Annotated in this window: 19 protein-coding genes; 12 read left to right on the top strand and 7 right to left on the bottom strand. The window is 70.8% G+C overall.

From position 1 onward, the window contains the following. Nucleotides 1–29: 29 nt before the first annotated feature. From ABZ078_RS34210 to ABZ078_RS34190, 5 genes are all read left to right on the top strand, one after another. Nucleotides 30–500: a GNAT family N-acetyltransferase gene (locus ABZ078_RS34210; RefSeq protein ID WP_356581809.1), complete on the top strand. Its 471-nt coding sequence runs from the start codon at nt 30–32 to the stop codon at nt 498–500. 81 nt (nt 501–581) lie between these two features. After that, nucleotides 582–1,586: a hypothetical protein gene (locus ABZ078_RS34205; protein WP_356581807.1), complete on the top strand. Its 1,005-nt coding sequence runs from the start codon at nt 582–584 to the stop codon at nt 1,584–1,586. After that, on the top strand, nt 1,583–2,836 hold the full coding sequence (locus ABZ078_RS34200; RefSeq protein WP_356581805.1) for a histidine kinase: 1,254 nt from the start codon (nt 1,583–1,585) through the stop codon (nt 2,834–2,836). Before ABZ078_RS34205 ends, ABZ078_RS34200 begins: the two co-directional genes overlap by 4 nt. Next, the gene (locus ABZ078_RS34195; protein ID WP_356581803.1) at nt 2,833–3,483 is read left to right on the top strand and encodes a response regulator transcription factor; all 651 of its coding nucleotides are present in this window, start codon (nt 2,833–2,835) and stop codon (nt 3,481–3,483) included. The genes ABZ078_RS34200 and ABZ078_RS34195 overlap by 4 nt, the downstream gene beginning before the upstream one ends. A gap of 55 nt (nt 3,484–3,538) precedes the next feature. Beyond that, a complete protein-coding gene (locus ABZ078_RS34190) occupies nt 3,539–4,984 on the top strand; it encodes a penicillin-binding protein 2 (RefSeq protein ID WP_356581801.1) in 1,446 nt (481 codons plus the stop codon). 16 nt (nt 4,985–5,000) lie between these two features. Here the strand turns inward: ABZ078_RS34190 and ABZ078_RS34185 are convergent, their stop codons facing one another. Beyond that, nucleotides 5,001–6,452 (bottom strand): NCS2 family permease, encoded by a 1,452-nt coding sequence (locus ABZ078_RS34185; protein WP_356581799.1) that lies wholly within the window; start codon nt 6,450–6,452, stop codon nt 5,001–5,003. A gap of 249 nt (nt 6,453–6,701) precedes the next feature. Here ABZ078_RS34185 and ABZ078_RS34180 point away from each other — a divergent pair, with 249 nt between their 5' ends. The 3 genes from ABZ078_RS34180 to ABZ078_RS34170 all read left to right on the top strand — a co-directional run bounded on the left by ABZ078_RS34180 (nt 6,702) and on the right by ABZ078_RS34170 (nt 9,045). Beyond that, nucleotides 6,702–7,271 carry a SigE family RNA polymerase sigma factor gene (locus tag ABZ078_RS34180; protein ID WP_356581797.1) on the top strand — a complete coding sequence of 190 codons (570 nt, stop codon included), beginning with the start codon at nt 6,702–6,704 and terminating at the stop codon, nt 7,269–7,271. After that, the gene (locus ABZ078_RS34175; protein ID WP_356581795.1) at nt 7,268–8,128 is read left to right on the top strand and encodes a hypothetical protein; all 861 of its coding nucleotides are present in this window, start codon (nt 7,268–7,270) and stop codon (nt 8,126–8,128) included. The genes ABZ078_RS34180 and ABZ078_RS34175 overlap by 4 nt, the downstream gene beginning before the upstream one ends. Before the next feature lie 86 nt (nt 8,129–8,214). Continuing rightward, nucleotides 8,215–9,045 (top strand): pectate lyase, encoded by an 831-nt coding sequence (locus ABZ078_RS34170; protein ID WP_356581793.1) that lies wholly within the window; start codon nt 8,215–8,217, stop codon nt 9,043–9,045. A 95-nt stretch (nt 9,046–9,140) separates the two neighbouring features. Here ABZ078_RS34170 and ABZ078_RS34165 read toward each other — a convergent pair whose 3' ends face one another. Then, a complete protein-coding gene (locus tag ABZ078_RS34165; RefSeq protein WP_356581791.1) occupies nt 9,141–10,301 on the bottom strand; it encodes a right-handed parallel beta-helix repeat-containing protein in 1,161 nt (386 codons plus the stop codon). Nucleotides 10,302–10,594: 293 nt separating this feature from the next. Between ABZ078_RS34165 and ABZ078_RS34160 the strand changes: the two genes are divergently transcribed. From ABZ078_RS34160 to ABZ078_RS34145, 4 genes are all read left to right on the top strand, one after another. Beyond that, nucleotides 10,595–12,820 (top strand): family 43 glycosylhydrolase, encoded by a 2,226-nt coding sequence (locus ABZ078_RS34160; protein ID WP_356581789.1) that lies wholly within the window; start codon nt 10,595–10,597, stop codon nt 12,818–12,820. Between the two features lie 18 nt (nt 12,821–12,838). Beyond that, on the top strand, nt 12,839–13,027 hold the full coding sequence (locus ABZ078_RS34155) for a hypothetical protein (protein ID WP_356581787.1): 189 nt from the start codon (nt 12,839–12,841) through the stop codon (nt 13,025–13,027). Between the two features lie 109 nt (nt 13,028–13,136). Beyond that, nucleotides 13,137–13,814, top strand: coding sequence for an ABC transporter ATP-binding protein (locus tag ABZ078_RS34150; RefSeq protein ID WP_356581785.1), 678 nt, complete (start codon nt 13,137–13,139; stop codon nt 13,812–13,814). Beyond that, nucleotides 13,811–16,078: an ABC transporter permease gene (locus ABZ078_RS34145; protein ID WP_356581783.1), complete on the top strand. Its 2,268-nt coding sequence runs from the start codon at nt 13,811–13,813 to the stop codon at nt 16,076–16,078. The genes ABZ078_RS34150 and ABZ078_RS34145 overlap by 4 nt, the downstream gene beginning before the upstream one ends. Before the next feature lie 39 nt (nt 16,079–16,117). On the opposite strand, the gene ABZ078_RS34140 is transcribed toward ABZ078_RS34145, so the two are convergent. The 5 genes from ABZ078_RS34140 to ABZ078_RS34120 form a co-directional block, all read right to left on the bottom strand. Further along, entirely contained in the window at nt 16,118–17,179 is a 1,062-nt protein-coding gene (locus ABZ078_RS34140; RefSeq protein ID WP_356581781.1) for an alpha/beta hydrolase family protein, read from the bottom strand. Beyond that, the gene (locus ABZ078_RS34135; protein WP_356581779.1) at nt 17,166–18,437 is read right to left on the bottom strand and encodes a pectate lyase; all 1,272 of its coding nucleotides are present in this window, start codon (nt 18,435–18,437) and stop codon (nt 17,166–17,168) included. The genes ABZ078_RS34140 and ABZ078_RS34135 overlap by 14 nt, the downstream gene beginning before the upstream one ends. Then, nucleotides 18,430–19,455, bottom strand: a complete 1,026-nt coding sequence (locus tag ABZ078_RS34130) for a pectinesterase family protein (RefSeq protein ID WP_356581777.1) — start codon at nt 19,453–19,455, stop codon at nt 18,430–18,432. The genes ABZ078_RS34135 and ABZ078_RS34130 overlap by 8 nt, the downstream gene beginning before the upstream one ends. Before the next feature lies 1 nt (nt 19,456). Then, a complete protein-coding gene (locus ABZ078_RS34125; RefSeq protein ID WP_356581775.1) occupies nt 19,457–20,587 on the bottom strand; it encodes a pectinesterase family protein in 1,131 nt (376 codons plus the stop codon). 115 nt (nt 20,588–20,702) lie between these two features. Beyond that, nucleotides 20,703–22,016, bottom strand: coding sequence for a pectate lyase (locus ABZ078_RS34120; RefSeq protein ID WP_356581773.1), 1,314 nt, complete (start codon nt 22,014–22,016; stop codon nt 20,703–20,705). Nucleotides 22,017–22,027: the final 11 nt, after the last annotated feature.

Genomic DNA, 22,027 nt, shown 5'->3' with positions numbered 1-22,027 from the left:
TCGTAGGCTCTGACTCCATGGAGGACCCCATGGATGTGGAATTGCGCGAGGTGCACGACAGCGATCTGCCGGTCTTCTACCGGCAGATGAACGACCCGGAGGCCCTGCGCATGGCGGCCTTCACCCCCGAGGACCCGGCCGACCGGGACGCCTTCGAGGCCCGCTGGAAGCGGATCCGGTCCTCGTCGGACGTCGTGCGCGCGATCCTGGCCGACGGTGACGTGGTGGGCAGCGCGGCCGTGTACGGGGAGCCGGGCGAGCGCGAGGTGACGTACTGGGTGGACCGCGCGTACTGGGGCCGGGGCGTCGCCACGGCCGCGCTGCGGGGGCTGCTCGCCGAGGTGCCCGAACGCCCGCTGTACGCACGGGCGGCGGCGGACAACGAGGGCTCGCTGCGGGTGCTCACGAAGTGCGGCTTCCAGGTCAGGACGCGGGCCCGGGGGTTCGCGCAGGCGCGGGGCGAGGAGATCGACGAGCTGGTCCTGACGCTGGACGGCTGAGCGGGCTCTCCGCCGTACGGCGGAGACGGATCACCGTCGCGCAGGAGGCGCCCGCCGCCGTCCTCGCGGGAGCGTGGTCGCATGACGCAGACACTCGCTCACGTCCCCGAAACCGACCCGGGCACCGCCGGTCCCAGCCGGTCCCGCCGGATCCTGCGTGCCGTCGCCGTTCTCGCGTGCGTGCCGTATCTGTCGCTCAAGGTCGCCTGGATCGCGGGGAGTCGGCTCGGGATCCCGGACGGGAGCGCGCTGCTGGAGCACCGGGCGACCATGGCGGTCGCCAACAGTGTCACCGTCCTCATGGACGGGGCCGTGATCGTGCTCGCGCTGGTGCTGACCCGGCCGTGGGGGCTGCGGGCTCCCGCGTGGCTGCTGGCCTTCCCCGCCTGGGCGGCCACCGGGCTGCTCGCGCCGATCATGGCCGGGTTCCCGCTCCAGCTCCTGGTCGACGCGCTCGGCGGCACCGCCGTCGGCGCCGGCGGCGACGGGGAGTCGTTCCTCGACGCCTGGGTCTTCGGGGTCGTCTACACGGGGTTCATCGTGCAGGGACTCGCCCTGGGCGCGCTGTTCGCGCTCTACGCCCGCGACCGCTGGGGCGCGCTGTGGGCGGGCCGGGTCTGGGAGCTGCCGGTCGGCGCCATCGGGGCGGCCCAGCGGGCCGTCGCCGTCGCCGCCGCCGTACTCGCGCTGCCGCCCCTGTCCGTCCACCTCCTGTGGGCGTGCGGCGGCACCGCCGGGCTCGACGAGACGCAGGCCGCCGACCGGACGAGCGGCTTCCACACCATGGAGGCGCTGTCCGTCGTCTTCCTCGCCATGGCCGTCACCGGCGGCTTCCTGCTCGCCTTCCGGCGCGGCCGGGCCCTGCCGGTCAGGCTGCCCCTCGCCCTCGCCTGGGTCGGCTCCGCCGCCACCGCCTGCTGGGCGGGCTGGCTGTCGCTGGCGCCGCTCACCGACGTGGCCGACGGCCCCACGCCGCTGATGAACCTCGCCTACGCTGGCCAGATGATCGTCGGCATCCTCGTCGCCTGCCTCGGCGTCCACTTCCTCGCGGAGCGCTCCGCGAGCCGGAATCGTCGTACGGCATGAGCCGGTTCATCCGGTTGCTGTTCGGCCGGCGGGCGCGGCGCCGATGGCTGCATCTGATCATCGGCGGTGCCCTCGCCATGCCCTACGTCTTCGTCGGCCAGCTCGTCGTCGGGCCCGCCACCCACTCCCGGTACGTCTTCATCGACCTCACCCTCCAACTGCTCTCCTTCGCCGTCGGGTTGCCCCTGGCCGCGCTCACGTCCGTGCTGTTCCCGCTGACCCGGCCGATGGAAGCCGGCGCCGTGCGGTGGCTGTGCGGGGTCGACGGGGACCGGCTCGCCGACGGGCCGGCCCGGACGCGGGGCGCGAAAGGGCGTACGGCGGCCTGGTTCACGCTGCATCTCGGGTTCGGCGGGATCATCGCCGGAATGTCACTGGCGGTTCCGCCGTTCGCCGCCTTCCTCGTCGCGATGCCGGTCATCGAGTGGCTCGGGGACAGCGAACTGGAGCTGCCCGGAGCCCTCGACCACGCCTGGGTGGTGGCGCTCGCGCCGGTCGCGGGGGTGGCGTCGCTCGTCGCCCTGGCCGGCTGCGCGGCCGTCGCCGGCGCGCTCCTGGCCCGCTGGGCGCCCGCCCTGCTCGGGCCCACCCACGAGGACCGGCTCGCGGCGGCCGAGGCACGCGCCGCCGACCTGGCCGTGCGCAACCGGCTCGCGCGTGAACTGCACGACTCCGTCGGCCACGCCCTCAGCGCCGTCACCCTCCAGGCGAGCGCGGCCCGCCGAGTCCTCGACACCGATGTGGAGTTCGTCCGCGAGGCCCTCGCCGCGATCGAGGACACCACCCGCCGCACGGTCGGCGAACTCGACGCCGTCCTGGGCGTGTTGAGGGACGGCGACGCTCCGGGCACGGCCCCCGCGCCCACCCTCGCCGCCGACCTCGGCAGCCTGCTGCGCCGCACCCGCGCGGGCGGGCTGCGGGTGACCGCCACGGTCGACGCCGACCCCGAGGCCCTGCCGCCCGTCCTCTCCCGCGAGGCGTACCGCATCGTCCAGGAAGGGCTGAGCAACGCCCTCAAGCACGCCGGTGACCAGGTGACCGTGACCCTGCGGATCGCTGTCGCCGACGAGCACCTGGAGATCACCGTCGACAACCCCCTGGAGCACACCCCCGCCTGCCGTCCCGGCGGCGGTCACGGCCTGCGCGGCATCGCCGACCGGGCCCGGCTGCTGGGCGGGACCACACAGGCAGGCGCCGCACAGGGGGTGTGGCGGCTGTCCGTACGACTTCCCATGAAGGGACCCGCATGACGATCCGGATCGTCCTCGCCGACGACGAACGCATGGTCCGCAGCGCCCTGCGCGCCATCCTCTCCGCCGAACCGGACCTGGAGGTGGTCGGGGAGGCGGCGACCGGGGCCGAGGCCGTGTCCGTCGTGCGCGAGCGGCGGCCCGACGTGGTCCTCATGGACGTCCGGATGCCGGAGATCGACGGCATCCGGGCCACCGAGCAGATCCTGGCCACGCTCGACGACCCGCCCCGCATCGTCGTCGTGACCACCTTCGAGAACGACTCCTACGTGTACGACGCCCTGCGCGCCGGAGCCGCCGGGTTCCTGCTCAAGCGCGCCGACGCCGACGCGCTCGTCCAGGCCGTACGGCTCCTCGCGCACAGCGACACCCTGCTGTTCCCGTCGGCCGTACGCGGTCTCGCGGCCGAGCACGCGCGCGCGTGCCCCGAGCCCGCGCCGTGGGTGGCCAGGCTCACCGGGCGCGAGAGCGACGTGCTGCGGCTGATGGCGCAGGGCCTGACCAACGCGGAGATCGCCCGGCGCATGGAGGTAGGTCCGGCCACCGTGAAGTCGCATGTGGCGGCGGTCCTGGCCAAGACCGGCACCCGGGACCGCACGCAGGCCGTGATCGCCGCGTACGAGGCGGGCTTCATGAACACTCGATGAGAAAACGGGGCGCAAGGGAACGATTGCCCCCATCCTGATCGTCGTTCCGAGTGGGATGAACAAGACGATCAGGCGGGTGTCCGTCTTCACGCTGCTGCTGGTTCTCGCGCTGCTGGTCAGGGCGACCTGGGTGCAGTTCTACGAAGGCCAGGCGCTCGCGGACGACAAGGACAACCGGCGGAACGTGATCGAGCTGTACAGCGAGCCGCTCGGCAACATCGTCGTGGGCGGCGAGGCCGTCACCGGCTCGGCGCCGACGAGAAGCGGCGACCTCGCGTACAAGCGGACGTACACGGACGGCCCGCTGTACGCGGCCGTCACCGGCTACAGCTCGCAGGCGTTCGGGGCGACGCAGCTGGAAGGCATCTACCGGGACCTGCTCGACGGCACCGACAACCGTCTCAAGAGCGTGCTGGACACGGTCACCAACAAGCGGTCCGACCCGGGCGACGTGATCACGACGATCGACCCGGACGTGCAGAAGGCGGCGTACGACGCGCTCGGCGACAAGAAGGGCGCCGCCGTAGCGATCGACCCCACCACCGGGAAGATCCTGGCGGTCGTCTCCACTCCGTCATACGACCCGTCGCGGATCACCACGGGCGACTCGGACGCCTGGAAGCAGCTGACCGAGGACGCCGACAAGCCGATGACGAACCGTGCGCTGCGCCAGCCGCTGCCGCCGGGCTCGACGTTCAAGCTGGTCGTCGCGGCGGCCGCGCTGGAGGACGGGCTGTACTCGTCGGTGGACGAGAAGACGGACAGCCCGGACCCGTACGACCTGCCGCAGTCGAGCGACAAGCTGACGAACGAGAACCCGTCCGCCCCCTGCGAGAACGCCTCGATCCGGGTGGCGCTCCAGTACTCGTGCAACAACGTCTTCGGGAAGATGGCCGTCGATCTGGGCCAGGACAAGGTCCGGGCGATGGCCGAGAAGTTCGGCTTCGACGACGACGCGCAGGACGTGCCGGTGCGGGCGTACAAGAGCGTCTACCCGGCGGACATGGACAAGGCGCAGACCGCGCTGTCCGGCATCGGCCAGTTCGACGTGACCGCGACGCCGCTGCAGATGGCCATGGTGTCGGCGGCCATCGCCAACGGCGGCAAGCTGGTCTCGCCGCACATGGTGTCGCAGATCACCGACGGCGGTGGGAACGTCCTGGAGAACTACGACGACAACGCCGGGACCGAGGAGATCGTCAGCTCCGGCACCGCCGAGCAGCTCCAGTCGGCGATGCGGACGGTCGTCGAGGACGGCACCGGCACGAACGCGCGGATCCCGGGCGCGACGGTGGGCGGCAAGACGGGCACGGCCCAGCACGGCGAGAACAACAGCAAGACGCCGTACGCCTGGTTCACGTCCTACGCGAAGGCCGACGGCAAGGAGGTCGCCGTGGCGGTGGTCGTCGAGCAGTCGGACGCGGCGCGTTCAGAGGTCAGCGGCAACGGGCTGGCCGCCCCCGTGGCCCGGAAGGTGATGGAGGCGGCGCTCAGGAACTAGGAGTGCTGAGCCGCGGCTACTTGACTCCCAGGAGCTGCTCGATCGGGTCGATGGCGAAGTACACCAGGAACAGCGCCGAGGTCCCCCACAGCAGCCAGTGGATCTCCTTCGCCTTCCCCAGCACCGCCTTGATGACGACGTAGGCGAGGAAGCCCGCTCCGATGCCATTGGTGATGGAGTACGTGAACGGCATGACGGCGATGGTCAGGAACGCCGGGATGGCGATCTCGTACCTGTCCCAGTCGATGTGCTTGACCTGGGTCATCATCAGGAAGCCGACGGCGACGAGGGCGGGCGCGGCCGCCTGGAGCGGGACGATCGTGAGCAGCGGGGTCAGGAACAGGGCGAGGGCGAAGAGGCCGCCGGTGATCAGGTTGGAGAAGCCCGTGCGCGCGCCTTCGCCGACGCCTGCCGCCGACTCGATGTAGGAGGTCGCCGAGGACGACGAGGCCGCGCCGCCGGCCGCCGCGGCGGCGCCGTCGATCAGCAGGACACGCCCGAGGCCGGGCACCTTGCCCTGCTCGTCCAGCAGACCCGCCTCGGCGCTGACGCCGACGACCGTGCCCATGGTGTCGAAGAAGTCGGACAGGATCAGCGTGAAGATCAGCAGGACGACGGTGATGGCCGTGGTCTGGCCGAACGCGCCGAACAGGCTGAAGTCGCCGATGAGTCCGAAGTCGGGGGTGTCCACCACCTTGTCGGGCCACGCGGGCGTGGTCAGGCCCCACGCCTTGATGTCGGCGAGGGAGTTGATGATCATCGCGACGACCGTCATGGTGACGATGCTGATCAGGATGGCGCCCTTGACCTTGCGGGCGAGCAGGGCGATCGTCAGCAGGACCCCGAGGCAGAAGACGAGCATCGGCCACCCGGTGAGCGTGCCGGTGCCGCCGAGCTGAACCGGCACGGTGGTGTTCGCGGCGTCCGGGATGCGGCTGACGAACCCGGCGTCGACGAAGCCGATGAAGGCGATGAACAGGCCGATGCCGACGCTGATCGCCTGCTTGAGCGGTTGCGGGATGGCGTGCATGACGGCCTCGCGCAGCCCGGTGAGCACCAGCACGCAGATCAGCAGGCCCTCCAGGACGACCAGGCCCATCGCGTCGTCCCAGGACATCAGCGGGGCGATCTGGAAGGCGACGACGGCGTTGAGGCCCAGGCCGGCGGCGAGCGCGAGCGGGAGGTTGCCGCCGACGCCCATGATGATCGTCATGACCGCGGCCACCAGGGCGGTGGCGGTGGTGAGTTGGACGGCGTCCAACTGGTGGCCGAACTTGTCCTTCGCGCTGCCCAGGATGATGGGATTCAGGACAAGGATGTAGGCCATCGTGAAGAACGTGGCGAAGCCGCCGCGTATCTCACGGGCGAAGGTGGATCCCCGTGCGGAGATCTTGAAGAACCGGTCGACGCTGTTCACGCCCGGTGGCGTGGCTCGTGGCCGGTCGGTCACCTTCTGGGATTCGGACATGACGGTCGCTCCTCGGTGCCTGCTGGATCGGTGTGCGGATGCTGGCTGGATTGTTCCCGCGTTGAACCCGTTTCAGGTTTTCTCCGTGTTACGGAATCAGTGCCGCTCAACGTACGGCCTGCCATACACCGTTCGAAGCCTCGTACGAAACAAGCGCTCGATCGCTGCTACGCTTCCGGATCTCGTCCGGGTGATCTCCGGACGCTCACATGTCATTCACATGACACGCACAGCCAGGAGGGGTCGCCCGTGGGCACAGTCGTCGACGACGCCGCCTCCGTGGAGTTCCACGCCTTCTTCGAGCGCCACTACGCCGAACTGTCCCGTCTGGCCCATCTGTTGACGGGCGAGGCGGACGCCGCCGACGACCTGGCGGCGGACGCGTTGCTGGCGCTGTGGCACCGCTGGGACCGGGTGCGCGCGGCCGACCACCCGGTGGCGTACGCGCGCGGTGTGGTGGCGAACCTGGCCCGCAGCAGGATCCGCAGCGCCGTCCGGGAACGGCGGCGTGTCGCCCTGTTCTGGTCGCAGCGCGAGGAGAAGGCCGAGAACCCGGACGTCGCGGGCGTCGTCGACGTCCAGGAGGCCCTGCGGGGACTGCCGTTCCGCAAGCGCGCCTGTGTGGTGCTGCGGCACGCCTTCGACCTCTCCGAGAAGGACACCGCGCTCGCCCTGGGCATCTCGGTCGGTACGGTGAAGAGTCAGACCTCGAAGGGGATGGCCGAGCTGCAACGGCTGCTCGGGACGCAGGGGGCTCCGCTCAGGGTGCGGGCGGCGGCGATGGCCCGCACCGGGCACGCCGCGGGAAGGAACCGATGATGCGGCAGGACGTGCACGACGAACTGCGCGCCCGGCTGCACGAGGCGGCCGGTGCGCATCAGCCCGACCGTGAGCGGATCCTGGCCCGGATCGAGCGCGGCATGGCGGATCCCTCCGGGCAGGACCGGTCCGGCCACCGGGCGACGCGTCCGCCGGCGTACGGCTGGGTCCGGGTGGTGGCGGCGACGGCCGCGGTCGCGGGCGTTCTCGCGGTCGGCGGTTACGCGGTGGCGTCCGCCGTGAAGGAGGACACGCCGCGGCAGACGGTGGCCACGGTGCCGACGCCCACCCCGTCGCCGGACGCGACGAGCCGTGCCCCGGTCCCGCCCGCCCCGCCGGCCGACCCGACGCCCGAGGACACGCCGGAGTCCCGAGAGACGTCCGAGGCGCCGACGCGGACGACCGCTCCGGCGCCGCCGCCCGCCGCCAAGGGCGAGGAGGACGGCCCCCTGTGGTCGGACGGCTCGGTGGACCCGCACAGCAACGACTTCTGGGCGCAGAGCAATCTGACGCTGAAGACCGGCGAGCGACTCACCGCACTCACCGTCCGGTTGAAGATCGCCCAGACCGGCGGCGTCAACGACGCCGGCGCCTGGCGCTCGCTGCCCGAGGACGACTTCACGCTGACGGTCGAGGAGAGGGACGGCTTCCTCGTCTACACCTGGGTGCTCAAGGAGGGCCGTACGGTCCCACCGGGCGAGTGGGTGTTCGCCGGGCAGTACGACCATGAGCGCGGCGGCCGGGACGCGGGGGACGACGGCTACGCGATGACGGCGACGGCGGGCGGCGAACAGCTGTCCGTGGCGGGGGACTTCGCACCGCACGACGACGACTCGACGTCCGGCGGGGATTCGTAAAGAAGATCCGGAGGTTCGGCAACTCTTTCCGCACGTGTGGCGACCAGGAGACGCAAGGATCCACTCACCACGCAAGGAACCAGGTCATGACAGCACAGACCGAACAGCGCGTCCGTCACCGCCGCAAGGCCCTCAAGCGGCGGGCCGTGATCGCCGGAGTCGCCGCGTTCGGCATCACCGGAGCGGCGGTCGTCACCTCGTCGTTACTGTCGCCGGCCGGCGCGGCCGCCTCCTGGCCGACAGCGAAGGGCAGCAAGGCCGTGTCGTCGACGATCAAGGTGTCGGGCACGTACGACGGCAGGCTGACGAAGTTCTACGGCTCCGGCGCCCTGGGCGACAGCGGCCAGGAAGAGGGCCAGGACCCCGTGTTCCAGCTCGCCGACGGCGCGGTGCTGAAGAACGTGATCATCGGCACCCCGGCCGCGGACGGCGTCCACTGCCTGGGCTCCTGCACGCTGCAGAACGTGTGGTGGCTGGACGTCGGCGAGGACGCCGCCACCTTCAGGGGCAAGTCGTCCTCGGCCGTGTACAAGGTGCACGGCGGCGGAGCGCGCAACGCCGACGACAAGGTGCTGCAGTTCAACGGCGCGGGGAAGCTCGTCGTGACCAAGTTCCAGGTGGAGAGGTTCGGCAAGCTGGTGCGCACCTGCGGCAACTGCTCCACGCAGTACAAGCGCACGGTCATCGTCAACGACGTGGACGTCACCGCGCCCGGCGACTCGATCGTCGGCATCAACTCCAACTACGGCGACACGGCCGCGCTGCGCAAGATCCGCGTCCACGGCGACGGCGCCAAGAAGATCAAGACCTGCACCCGTTTCCAGGGCAACAGCAGCGGCAAGGAGCCGAAGGAGCTCGGCACGGGGCCGGACGGAACCTCGTGCAGGTTCTCGGCATCTGACATCACGTACCAGTGACCACACGCATCAAGGACCTGCTGGCCTGAGCCCCCCTCGGTCAGCAGCACAGAACGCCCCGCCGGTGACGACCGGCGGGGCGTTCGCCCTTGCGGCTAGCGCCGGTTCATCGTCGCGCCGAGGGTGGTGGAGCCCGTCGTCAGGAAGGTCGTCGCGGGCAGCGAACCGTCCGCCCCGCGGGCCCCGTACGCCGTCGTGGCGTCCGTGGACCTGAAGGGCGGGGTGGAGACACCGCCGTCCCAGCTGTTCGCGGCGGAGACCGTCGACGGCCCCGGCCTGGACGGTCCGCCCTTGTTGCCGACCGCGAGGTTACGGGCGAGCCGCGCCTTGCCCGTGGCGAAGGAGAACCCGGACTCGGCGTTGGCGTAGGCGGTGTTGTGGTGGAGTGCGATCGCGCCGGTGTTGGAGTTCTCGGTGAAGCCGTGCCGGGTGTTGTCCCAGGCGGCGTTGTTGTGCACCTGGTGTGCCACCGAGGCCCCGCCGCCGCCGAGCTTGAACCCGTTGCCGTTGCCCTCGAACGCCGGATCGTTCCAGTGGTTCCTGCCGTTGCCGAACGCCCAGGAGTTCCTGACGGTGACCGGCGAGGAGAACTGCCACAGGTCGACGCCGTCGTCCGAGTTGTCGTACAGGCGCGCCGCGTCGACGACGTTGCCCGTCCCGGAGCCGAACGTGACGGCGATGCCGTCGGCGTTCTGGCCGTGGCCGGCGGGGTCGTAGTTGCCGTGACTGTCCAGGTTCCGCACGAGGTTGTTCGTCGTGCCGTCGCCGCGCAGGGTGAAGCCGGAGTCACCGTTGTCCGCGGTGACCAGGTTCTCGAAGACGCCGCCCACCGACGAGGTGGCGACGAAGCCCTGCGCCGGGGAGTTCTGGAAGGTGAGGTCGCGCACGGTCCAGTAGTCGCCGTGGATCGCGGCCAGCCAGGAGCCGTCGGGCAGCTTCGAGCCATCGATCCGCACCTTCTCGGCGCCGCGCGCCCGCAGCGTGACGCGGGCCGAACGGGTGCCGTTCGCCGCGGACTTGAGGGTGGCGGTCGGCCGGTACGTGCCGCCGCGGACCTCGATCGTCGTACCGGCGCGGGCGTTGTTGACGGCCGACTCCAACTGCGCGGTCGTGGACACGGTGACCGTCGTCGAGGCGGCCTCGGCGCCGCCGTCGGACAGGCCGAGGTAGACACCGCCGGCACCCGAGGCGACGGCGACCGCCGCGGCGATGGAGAGCGTACGGGCCCTGCGGTGACGACCGGTGCTCAGGCGCACGGGCGGGTCCTTTCCTGGGACGACGGGGACGGAGCGGGGCCGACCCGAGGCCGGCCCGAGGCCGCACCGGGCCGCTTCTGCCCTCCGGTCGCCGTGCCGCCCGGGAAGGTTGCCGCTCCTCGAAAACGAGCGAAAGTTTCGGTCCCCCTCGGTGACCAGCGCACCGATTGACGCCCACTCCCCCACAGATGACACTCCGAGGCAGCCGAACGAACAGAACCGACCAGCAAACCCCCCAGACTCCAACAAACCCCCAGAACCCCTGTCCGCCTCCGCACTCCACGGGATGTGTCATGCGCCCCCGCACCGCTCGCGCGCTCCTGGCCCCGCTGATCCCCCTCCTCGCCCTCCTCCTCGGCCTGCTGGCCGCACCGCCCAGCACCGCCGGTACCGCGAACTCCGGAGCACCACCCGTGAAGCAGCCCAAGTACGCCGGCTACCTCTTCGCCTACTTCACCGGCGAGGGCACCGCCGACGGCGAGCAGATCCGCTACGCCCTCAGCCGCGGCAACGACCCGCTGCACTGGCGGGAGCTGAACGCCGGCAAGCCGGTCCTCACCTCGACGATCGGTGAGAAGGGGCTGCGCGACCCGTTCGTGATCCGCTCGCCCGAGGGCGACAAGTTCTACATGATCGCCACCGACCTGCGGATGTACCGCAACAGCAGCGGCAGCTGGGACCAGGTCCAGCGGCACGGCAGCAAGTCCATCATGGTCTGGGAGTCCACCGACCTGGTCCACTGGACCGACCAGCGCCTGGTGAAGGTCTCCCCCGACAACGCGGGCAACACCTGGGCTCCGGAGGCGTACTGGGACGACAGCCTCGGTGCGTACGTCGTCTTCTGGGCGTCGAAGCTGTACGCCGCCGACGACCCCGACCACACCGGATCGACGTACAACAAGATGCTGTACGCGACCACGAAGGACTTCCGCACCTTCAGCGAGCCGAAGGTCTGGAACGACCCCGGGTACTCGGTCATCGACTCGACCGTCGTCGAGCACAAGGGCACGTACTACCGCTACACCAAGGACGAACGCGACCCCTCCTCCGGCTCCCCCTGCTCGAAGTTCATCACCGCCCAGAAGTCGACGAGCCTGACCGACACCTCGTACGACTTCGTGGCCGACTGCATCGGCAAGGGCGCCATGGACCGGGGTGAGGGCCCGACGGTGTTCAAGTCGAACACCGAGGAGAAGTGGTACCTGTTCATCGACGAGTACGGCGGCCGCGGCTACCTCCCCTTCGAGACCACCGACCTCGCCTCGGGCAAGTGGACGCCGTCGAAGGACTACCAGCTCCCGGCGAGCCCCCGGCACGGCACGGTGATACCGGTGACGCAGGCGGAGTACGACCGGCTGCTCGCCGCCTACCCCGCGAGCCCCGCCTCGGTCGTGGACGCGACGGCGAAGGACCAGAAGGGGTACGCGATCGTCACCGAGAGCACCTCCAAGGTCGTCCTCCCGATGCGTCCGGACGCCGACCTCGCGCGCCTGGCCCCGAAGCTGTGGGTCGCCGCGGGCGCGAAGGTCAGCCCGCGGTCCGGCACCCGGCGCGACTTCCGCAAGCCGCAGACGTACACGGTCACGGCCGCGGACGGCACGAAGCGCGCCTGGACGGTCGAGGCGGTACGCACCAAGAGTCCCGTCCTGCCCGGCCTCAACGCCGACCCCGACGTGCACCACCTGAACGGCGAGTACTGGATCTACCCGACGACGGACGGCTTCCAGGGCTGGAGCGGGACCCGGTTCAAGGCGTACTCGTCGAAGGACCTGGTCCACTGGAAGGACCACGGCGTCATCCTGGACCTGGGCCCCGACGTGTCGTGGGCGGACAAGTACGCCTGGGCGCCCGCGATCGCCGAGCGCGAGGGCACGTACTACTTCTACTTCTCCGCCGAGCAGCAGATCGGCGTCGCGGTGGCCGACTCGCCCGCCGGCCCGTTCAAGGACGCGCTGGGCAAGCCGCTGGTCGCCAAGGGCGGGGCCTGGAGCGGCCAGATGATCGACCCGGCGGTGTTCACGGACGACGACGGCACGTCGTATCTCTACTGGGGCAACGGGCGCGGGTACGTCGTGCCGCTCAACGACGACATGGTGTCGTTCGACGCCGCGAAGGTGAAGGACATCACCCCGGACAACTTCCGCGAGGGCTCCTTCGTGATCAAGCGGAAGGGCACGTACTACTTCATGTGGTCCGAGGACGACACGCGCAGCGAGAACTACCACGTGGCGTACGCGACCGGCCCGTCCCCGCTGGGCCCGTGGACCAAGAAGGGGACGATCCTGTCCAAGCGCCCCGAGTACGGCATCCTCGCCACCGGCCACCACTCGGTGGTGAACGCCCCCGGCACCGACGACTGGTACATCGTCTACCACCGCTTCGCCCTGAACGGCCCCGGAAGGCCGGGCGGTGACGGCATGCACCGCGAGACGACCATCGACCGCATGAGGTTCGCGACCGACGGCACGATCCAGCCGGTGGTGCCCACGCTGGAGGGGATCAAGCCGGTACGGCGGTGACGCTCAGCTGACGTCTACATGCAGGTCCGCGTCGAGGGATACGACTGGAGCCGGTTCAACGGCAAGCAGAAGAAGACCGTCTGGCTGGACAAGCTCAGCTACGACGGTGCCGCGCTGCACACCGATGACGCCTGGATACGGGCCTGCCGTGACCGGGGTTCGCTGCGTCCGGACAACTGCTCGGTGACGAAGGCATACCACCGCTAGGAGAGACTGACGGGTGACACCGTCAGTCATGGAACAACCCTTGGGCCCCGGTCTGACCACCGGGGCCCTCCGGCCTCCGGGGGACACGATCAGTACCAGTACGTCAGACATGTCGCACATCCTCTCCGCGAGCGGTGTCGAGCTCTCGTACGGCTCCACACCGGCCGTGCGTGACGCCCATCTCGCGCTCGCGCGGGGCGAGGTCGCGGCGATCACCGGGGCGAGTGGTTCCGGCAAGTCCTCGCTGCTCTACTGCCTGGCGGGAGTGCTGCCTGCGTCCCGAGGGCGGATCAGTTTCGAGGGGCGGTCCTTCGCCGATCTGGACGACGAGGAGATCAGCGCCCTGCGCCGGGAGCGGTTCGGGTTCGTCTTCCAGTACGGCGAGTTGCTGCCCGAGCTGACCATCGAGGAGAACACCGCCCTGCCGCTGCGCCTCGCCGGCCGGCGCAAGCGCCCCGCGCTGGAGGCCGCCGCCGAGGTGCTCGACCGGCTGGGCATCGGCGATCTGCGTGAGCGCAGGCCCTCCCAGGTGTCCGGCGGGCAGAGCCAGCGCGTCGCCGTCGCCCGGGCCCTGGTGCACAAACCGGCCGTGGTCTTCGCCGACGAACCGACCGGCGCCCTCGACAGTGCCAACGCCGGTGCCGTTCTTGAGGAGTTCCTGGATCTGGCCCGCTCGCAGGGCACCGCCGTACTGCTGGTGACCCACGATGCGACGGTGGCCGCCCGCGCCGACAGCCGCTACACCATGGCCGACGGGGTGCTCAACCCCATGGGAGCGGCGGGATGAGGGAGTTCCTGCTCGGTCTGCGGTTGCTGTTCGGGTCCGGCCGGGGCAACCGCGCCCGGTTTCTGCTGATGACCCTGGGCGGGTCGCTCGGTGTGTGCTGTCTCGCCCTCGTTCTGACGATCCCGGCGATTCTCGACGCCCACGACGGGCGGGCGGCCGCCCGTAACCCCCGGGTCTACGCCGGTGAGCCGACCGGTCAGCGGACCCTGGTGCAGGAGTTCCGGGACCCGCACGGCTCCAGGCCGTTCGGCCGCGTCTTCATCGCCCTCGGCACACAGGACACCCCTGCGCCGCCGCCCGGCCTGAGCAGGCTGCCCGGCCCGGGCGAGGTGTACGTCTCCCCTGCCCTGCACGACCAGCTCAAGCACGAGCCCGGTCTCAAGGGCCTGCTGCCCGGCACCGAGAAGGGCCTGATCGGCGCGGCGGGTCTGACCGACCCCGACGAGCTGTACGCCTACATCGGCACGACCCGTGCCCACCTCGGCGGCGACGCCCGGGCGTTGAAGAGTTTCGGCAGCGAGTACCCACCCACCCGGGTCGTCGATCCCTCCACCCTGGAGATCCTCCGCTTCACTCTGGCCACCCTGGTCCTGCTGCCCCTCGCCGTCTTCCTGTCGGTGTGCGCCAAGTTGTCCGCCGCCAGCCGCAACCGCCGGCTCGCGGCCCTGCGTCTGCTCGGCCTCAGCGCGAAGGGCACCCAGCGGGTCAACGCCGCCGAGACCGTCGTGGCGGCCCTGCTCGGTGCCGCCCTCGGCCTCACGGAGTTCTGGCTGCTCAATCAGATCGTCGCCCGGACGGGCCTGCCCGGCCTGAAGTGGTACGCCGCCGACGGCGCCGTGTCGGGGCAGACCATGGCGATCTGTCTGCTCGGTTGTCCGGCGCTGGCCTGGTTCGTCGGCCGGGCGAGCGCCCGCGCGGCGGCCCGGAACCCGCTCGCCACCCGCCGTACGGCGGTTCCCAGGGCGCCCCGCGTCTGGGGCGGACTGCTGCTCGTCACCGGCCTGGGCATCGTCATCGGTTTCAGTGCCACCGGCCTGACCGACAACCCTGCGCGCAGCGACGGCGTCAACGCCCTCCTGGTGCCGGCCGGGGTGCTGCTGACCGGCCTCGGCCTGGTCCTGACGCTGCCGCTGCTGTCGTACCTGTTGGCCAAGCGGCTCGCCCGCTCGGGCAACCTCGCCCTCAATCTGGCCATGCGCCGCAACGAGGTCGAGCCCGGCAGCGCGATGCGCGTGGTCACCGGCCTGGTCCTGCTGGTGTTCTCGGCGTCCCTCGCCCAGGGCGTCCTGGTCGAGCTGAGCCAGGTCTCGCGCAACACCTCGCCGACCCAGGAGTACGGTCTGCAAGTGTCCCAGCTGAGCCGGGACCAGCAGCAACGGCTACGCGAGATTCCCGGCGTGGATGTGTCCGCCGTCGTCATGGACTTCGACAACGACCTGCAGAGCGACACCGACGACAACCAGGCCAACGCCCTGATCGCCACCTGTGCCCAGCTCACCGCGCTGACCCGGAAGGTCGAGGGCTGTGTGGACGGCGAGGTGATGCGCATGTCGGACCCGAACACCGGGGACGAGCCCTTCAAGACCTCCACCTACACGCTGGAGAAGGACGGCAAGCCGCTGACCCTGCGCATCCCGGTACCGAAGGACACCGTGCTGTACGCGGGTCAGGGAGTGACGAACGTGTCCAGCGCCTACATCCTCGTCCCGCCCGGCGAGCTGCCGCCCGGCGCCGTCCCGGCGTCCGCCACTCTCGTCCTCGCCTCCTCCTCCGACCCGGCGACGGTGCGCTCGGTCCTGGACGGGATCGGTGCCATCGCGCCGACAGCCGACGTGGACCCGACGGGCGTCAACATCGAGGCACTGCAGCAACTCACGGTGATCAAGACGCTCCTCGTGCTGGGCATGGTGATGGGTCTGGTCATCGGTGTCGCCGCGTTCCTCGTGTCGGTCACCGACCGGGCCGTGGAACGCCGATCCCAGGTCACCGCCCTCGCTCTCGTCGGAGCCCGGCCCGGCACCCTGCGCACGGTGCAGTGCCTGCAGGTCGTCCTGCCGCTCGCGATCGGCCTGCTGCTGGCCCTGGTCTCGGGCAAGCTGGCCGAGACCGCCTATCTGGTCACAGGCGGCGGCGAGATCTTCTGGGACGGCGCGGGCGTACCCGTACTGCTGGCCTCCAGCCTCGGCGTCCTCGCCGTAGCGATCGTCGGCACGCTTCCCCTGGTCGGCCGCCGTATCGACCCCGAACTGATCCGCCGGGACTGACGGCACGCGGACGGCTGCGCCTGGTGGCGGGGGGATGGTTCACAGGACGTCGTCGAGCCAGCTGAAGACCTCGTCCTGCATGGGGGCGGTGAAGACGTGGCCGAGCCCCGGCCACGTCTTCGTCCGTATCCGCTCCTCGGCATCCCGCGAGCGCCAGACGGCGCGCAGCTTGGCGTACGCGGACCGTACGGCCTCCGCCGGGAACAGCGGGTCGAGGGCGCCGTTGAAGAAGATCATCGGCCTGGGTGCGGCGATGGCGGCCACGTCGGGGATGTCGAGATGCCGGGCGAGGCCGGGGTGGAGCATGTAGTACGACGACTGCCCGCGCAGGGTGTTGTTGCCGGGCACCATCATCTCCTTCAGGCCGGTCATCCAGCCGACGCTCGCCGCGGCGGCGATGTCGTCGCTGAGCGCCGCGGTCTGCCAGGCGCGGTAGGCGCCCATGGAGAATCCGACGGCGGCGATCCGGCGCCGGTCCACCCGATCCAGCCCGGCCAGGAAGGCGGCGGCCCGTACGTCCTCCCTGGCCATGAGCCCGGCGAGCGAGGAGCCCAGGTGGTAGAGGGTGGAGGCCAGGGCCTGCTGCCGGTCGTAGGTGAGCGGGCCCCGGTCGCTCCAGCCGAGGGCGTCCAGGCACAGCACGACGTATCCGCGCCGGGCCAGTTCGTCACCGACGAACCGCCCGCTGAAGTGCTCCGCGGCCCATGCCCGGGCGGAGGCGAGCCGGGTGTCGTCGTACCAGGGCCGGACGAGTTTCTCCTTGCCGATGTCGAACGTCGATCCGTGGTCGTGCAGGAGCAGGGCGGCGGGGAAGGGGCCGGGGCCGTGCGGGGTGAGCAGGACGCCGCGGACACGCTCGTAGGCGGTGAGCGAGAGGGTCACCGACTCCCTGGTGTACTCGTCCCCTTGGGTTCGTTCGCCGTATTCGGGCGCGTACGGCGTCCCGTCCTGCGGCTCGACGAGGAGGTGCTCCTCGACCTTGGCGCGGGCCGCCTCTCGCCAGGCGCCGAAGTCGCGGAAGGGTGAGGTGCCCCAGGCCAGGGGGAAGGTGAGCTCCTGCTTGAGCGCCTGGTGGAAGCCGGGGAGTTCAGGGATGTCCATGCGCTCTCCCGGGGCCGGCGTGGTGCAGCACGTACCGCTCGACCGCCGCGGGGGACGTGAGGGCGCGGTAGTCGTAGACCTCGGCCGGGTTCCAGCCGACGTCGGTGGTGAGGCCGAGGCCGGTCGCCACCTTGTTCAGGTGGGCGGGGCGGCCGTCGAACCAGGAGCCGGTGTCGTGGAAGTGGTCGCCTCCGTAGTCGGCGACGGCGAGGGTGGGGGCGCCCTGCCGGAAGCGGAACACGTTGCGCTCGGAGAAGATCGAGGACTCCACGCCGACGCCGAGGGCGTAGACGGTGCCGGCCGCCCGGCCCAGGTGGACGTTGTTGACGACGTGCACCTGCCCGAAGCGGACGCGCGGGGCGCGCTGGGCGATGTCGGTGAAGAGGTTCCGGGCGAGGGTCACCTTCAGGTGCCCTCGGTCGCGGTCGCCTCGCCCGTCGCCGGACCCGATGAGGATCGCCTTGTCGTGGTCGTCGAAGCGGCTGTCGGAGACGGTGACGAAGTCGGAGCCGTCCTCGATGTCCAGCAGCCCGTCGTGCCGCCCGACGCGCTCGCCGTGGAAGCCGGCGGGCGCCTCCCGGTCGGGGAAGCGGCCGTCGGTGAAGGTGCAGTGGTCGATCCAGATGTTCCTGCCCGTGATCACGGTCAGCGCGTCGAAGCGGGCGTTCCAGCTGCCGTGCGTGCCGTCGCCCGGGGACCAGGTGGTGAAGTGGTCGACGGGAGCTTCGAGGTGCAGGTTGCGGACGATGATGTTCGTGCCGGTGTTGACGGTCAGGAAGACTCCGAGCAGCCGCGCGTCGTCCCCCACTCCCACGAGCGTGGTGTTGCTCGGCACGGTCAGTTGGATCTGTGCCTTCTCGTTGGCCGACCCGGTCTGGCGGAGCCGGCGCTGCCGCTTGCAGTAGTCGTGGCGCGTGTCGGACCAGACCGCGCCGTCCGCACCGAAGCAGGACATGTACTTGCCGAGGTCGTAGCCGGGCGCGTAGTCCTGCTCGCCGAGCGGCGAACCGTCGTCCGCCTCGTGCCCGTCGATGGCGCCGACGACCCGGATCACCTTGGGCGCGGTGGGGTCGCCGTCGCCCGCGAGGGCCTCCTTGAGTTCGGCGCGGGTGCGCACCGTCCAGGTCGTGCCGCCCGCGCCGCCGGTGGTGCCGGGGCCGGCGGCGGCCCAGCCGACGGGTTCCCGGGCGGGGGCCGCCGAGGCGGGAGCCGGCCAGAGCAGGCACAGGCCGACGAGGAGGGCGGCCGCCCTACGCATACGGCCGCCAGTCACCGAGGTACGCCCTGCGGGTGTGCGACCGCGCATCGGCGGCGGTCAGTCGGGGCCGGTTCTCCGGAACCGTGATCACCGCGCCTGGCCCGCCGTTGCGGTACTCCCAAAACCGCATGGTCTGCCAGGGGTACTGCTCCCGCATGTTGGTGTACGGCGCCACGGGGTCGATCCCCGGCCCGATCCAGGTGTCCCGCACGACGAGGGACGGCCAGGCGGTGGTCTCGTACGACGGCACCCAGGGCCGGGCCAGCTTGTACGCCCCGTCCTCGGCGCCGGAGGTGATGCGGGAGCGGACCGCCAGGATGCCGTGGGGGTTGGCGCGGGCGGTGGACGGGGCGAAGACCATGCCCTTGGGGGTGAAGTCCACGTCCCGTCGCAGCGTGTGGAAGTGGCAGTCCTCGAAGACGGCCGTGGCCCGCCCGAAGACGAAGTCGACGTCGCCCTCGATGAAGCAGTGGTGGAAGTACTGCCGGTCGAAGGCGTCGAGCGCGGTGGTGTCGACGAAGAGGGTGTCCTGGTGGGCGAGGAAGCGGACGTGTCCGAAGGACGACCGGTCGCCGGTGATGTACGCCGCCACCGCCTGCGTGCCGGTGATGTCGGGGTGGTCGGCGCGCAGCCAGTCGTTGGCGAGGGTCAGGTCGCGGACGGTCAGTCCGGGGGCGGCCGAGGCGAAGGTGGCGGAGCCCGCGGTGCCGTAGGTGCCGGAACCGTCGGGCCTGGGGGTGCCGTTGGCGTTGTCGTACACGATCACGGTGTCACGCGGGTCGCAGGTCGCGCCGCGCAGCGTCAGCTCGGCCTTGTCCGCGGGGACCTTCACCACCTCGCGATACGTTCCCGGGTGCACGACGATCGTCCAGCCGGGCCCGGCCACCGCGTCCACGGCCGCCTGTACGGAGTCGCCGGGCCGCACGTGCAGCACCCGGCGGGAACCGGCGCGGGCGGGGGTGGTGCCGGCGGCTGTCAGTCCTGCGGCGAGTCCGCCGAGCAGGGTGCGTCTGCGCATGTCAGCGGCCCTTCTTCCAGGGCTTCCAGTCGCCGAGGTAGGTCTCACGGGTCGCCGACCGGGCCTGGGCGGCGGTGAGTTGGGGCCGGTTCCCGGGGACGGTGACGGCCGCGCCGGGGCCGGTGTTGCGGTACTCGGCGAAGCGCTGGTGCTGCCAGGGGTAGCTGTCCGACATGTTCGTGTAGGGCGCGACCGCGTCGATGCCGGGGCCGAGGTGGGTGTCGCGGACGGTGAGCGACGGGTGGGCGGTGGGGTCGGAGCTGGGTACCCAGGGGCGGGCCAGCTTGTAGTAGGCGTCCGGGGCGTCGCTGGTGACCCGGCTCCTGGTCACCAGGTAGCCGCGCGGGTTGGCGCGCGCGGTCGAGGGCGCGAAGACGAAGCCGTACGGGGCTCCCCCGAGGTCCGGCCGGGTGAGCGTGTGGAAGTGGCAGTCCTCGTAGACCGCGGTGGCCCGGCCGAACACGAAGTCGACGTCGCCTTCGGCGTAGCAGCGCGAGAAGTACTGGCGGGCGAAGGTGCCGAGGGCCATGGAGTCGGCGTACAGGGTGTCCTGGTGGCCGAGGAACCGGCAGTGGTGGAAGGCGGACCGGTCGCCCTGCACCTTGATCGCGACGGCCTGGGTGCCGCTGATGCCGGGGTGGTCGGCGCGCAGCCAGTCGTTGGCGAAGGTGAGGTCACGGGCGGTGAAGCCGTCGGCCTGGACGAGGGTGGTGGCGGATCCTGTGGTGCCGTAGGTGCCGCCGCCGGGCTTGGGGGTGCCGGCGGCGTTGTCGTAGACGATGACGACGCCACGCGGGTCCCCGCCGGCCCCGAGCCAGGTCATCTCCGTACGGGTCACGTCGACGGCGACCGTCTCCCGGTACGTCCCCGGCGCGATGACCAGCGTCCAGCCACTGCCGCTCGCGGCGGTCACGGCGGCCTGGACGGTGGTGAAGTCGCCCTGGCCCGAGCGGTCGACGTACAGGGTCCGTGGGGTGAGGCGGGCGGACGGTGAGCCGTAGCGCCCGAAGGGACACGGCCGGGCGGCGGCTTGCGCGGAGGCGGGCGCGAGGGCGAGCGCGGCGCCGGTGGCGGCGGTCGCGGTGAGGAATCCCCTTCTGGTCAGGGGTGGTCGGAGGCGAGGCGAGGGCATGCGGGTGCTCCTTCGAAGCGCGGCTCGGGTGGGGGGCCGGGGGCCGGGGGCCGGGGCGGGTGCGTCCTTCGGGGTGGGGACGCGGTGCGGGCCGCCCCGGCCGGTACCGGGGGCGTCAGCGGATACGGCCGACGCCCGCGTGCTTGCCGACGATGCAGGGGACGGCCTTCGGCGAGTCCACCTTCGTGCGCAGGGTCGGCTTCCAGCCGGCGCCGGACTGGAGGGTCTCGCTGGGGATCTCCGCGTTGTGCACGGCGATGAGGTCGGTGAGTTTGCCGTTGACGTAGTTGTTCTCCGCGGTGAGCGGCGACTCGTTCCACTTCTTCAGCGCCTTGCCGACACTGGCACCGGCCGGCAGGGAGATGGAGTTGTGGCTGGCGTACAGCTGGGAGGAGATGCCGATACCGAAGAGGTAGTAGTCGTTCTTCTGTTCCTCGTTCACCACGTAGTGGTTGTTGTAGACGTCGACCTGCCCGAACCGCACGCGCGGAGAGCGCTGGAGGATCCCCTCGAAGAGGTTGTGGTGCATGGTGACCTTGAGTTTGCCGGCGTCGATGGCGGCGAGGCCGTCGCCGTTGCCGATCAGCATGTTCTTGTCGTGGTTCTCGTAGCGGTTCCAGGACACGGTCACGTAGTTGGAGCCGCGCACGATGTCCGTCAGCCCGTCGTGCTGCTGGAAGACCTTGCCGAAGTAGACCGGCCGCTCGCTGTCGGGGTAGCGCCCGTCGGTGAACGTGTTGTGGTCGAGCCAGACGTGATCGCTGCCGTAGACGACCACGGTGTCGTACTCGGAGTTCCAGTTGCCGGTGTTGTTGTCGTCGGTCGGGTCCCACTTGGGGAAGCAGTCGAGCGGGGCCTCGATGGTGAGGTTGCGCAGGATGACGTTCGAGGCGCCGAGGATCTGGAGGCTGCCGCCGAGGATGCCGGAGTTCCTGCCGACGCCGACGATGGTGGTGTTGCTGGGGACGAAGGCCTTGATCTCCGCGTTCTGGTTGGCGGCGGAGGCGACCCGCGCGTCCTCCTGCGGACCGCTGGCGGGTCTGTCGTTGCCCCAGACGGCCGGGTCGTAGTCCTTGAGGTACTGCTGGAGGTCGTACCCCCCGGTGACGAAGGCGTCGCAGCCCTGGGACACGGCGTCGATCATCCCCTTGACCTTGATGATCTTGGGTGCGTCGCCGCCGGCCTTCAGCGCGGCCTTGAACTCGGCCCAGGTGGTGACGGTGTAGACGTGCTCGGCCTTGGCAGCCGAGCCGCCGGTGGTCCCCGCCCCCTCCGAGCCCCAGCCGTCGCCCTTGGCGAGGACCTCGCGCCCGAGGTCCCGGGGCTTGGCCTGAGCACCGGTTCCGGTGAGACCGAGGACGAGCGCCGTGCAGCCGATCAGCACGGCGGCCTTCATCGTGGCATGCCCATGCCATACACGTGTGTTCATGGTGCGGCTCT

The organism is Streptomyces sp. NPDC006385 (assembly GCF_040612485.1).
In the GTDB taxonomy this organism is placed as follows: Bacteria; Actinomycetota; Actinomycetes; order Streptomycetales; family Streptomycetaceae; genus Streptomyces.
This window is presented reverse-complemented; position numbering and strand designations above follow the sequence as displayed.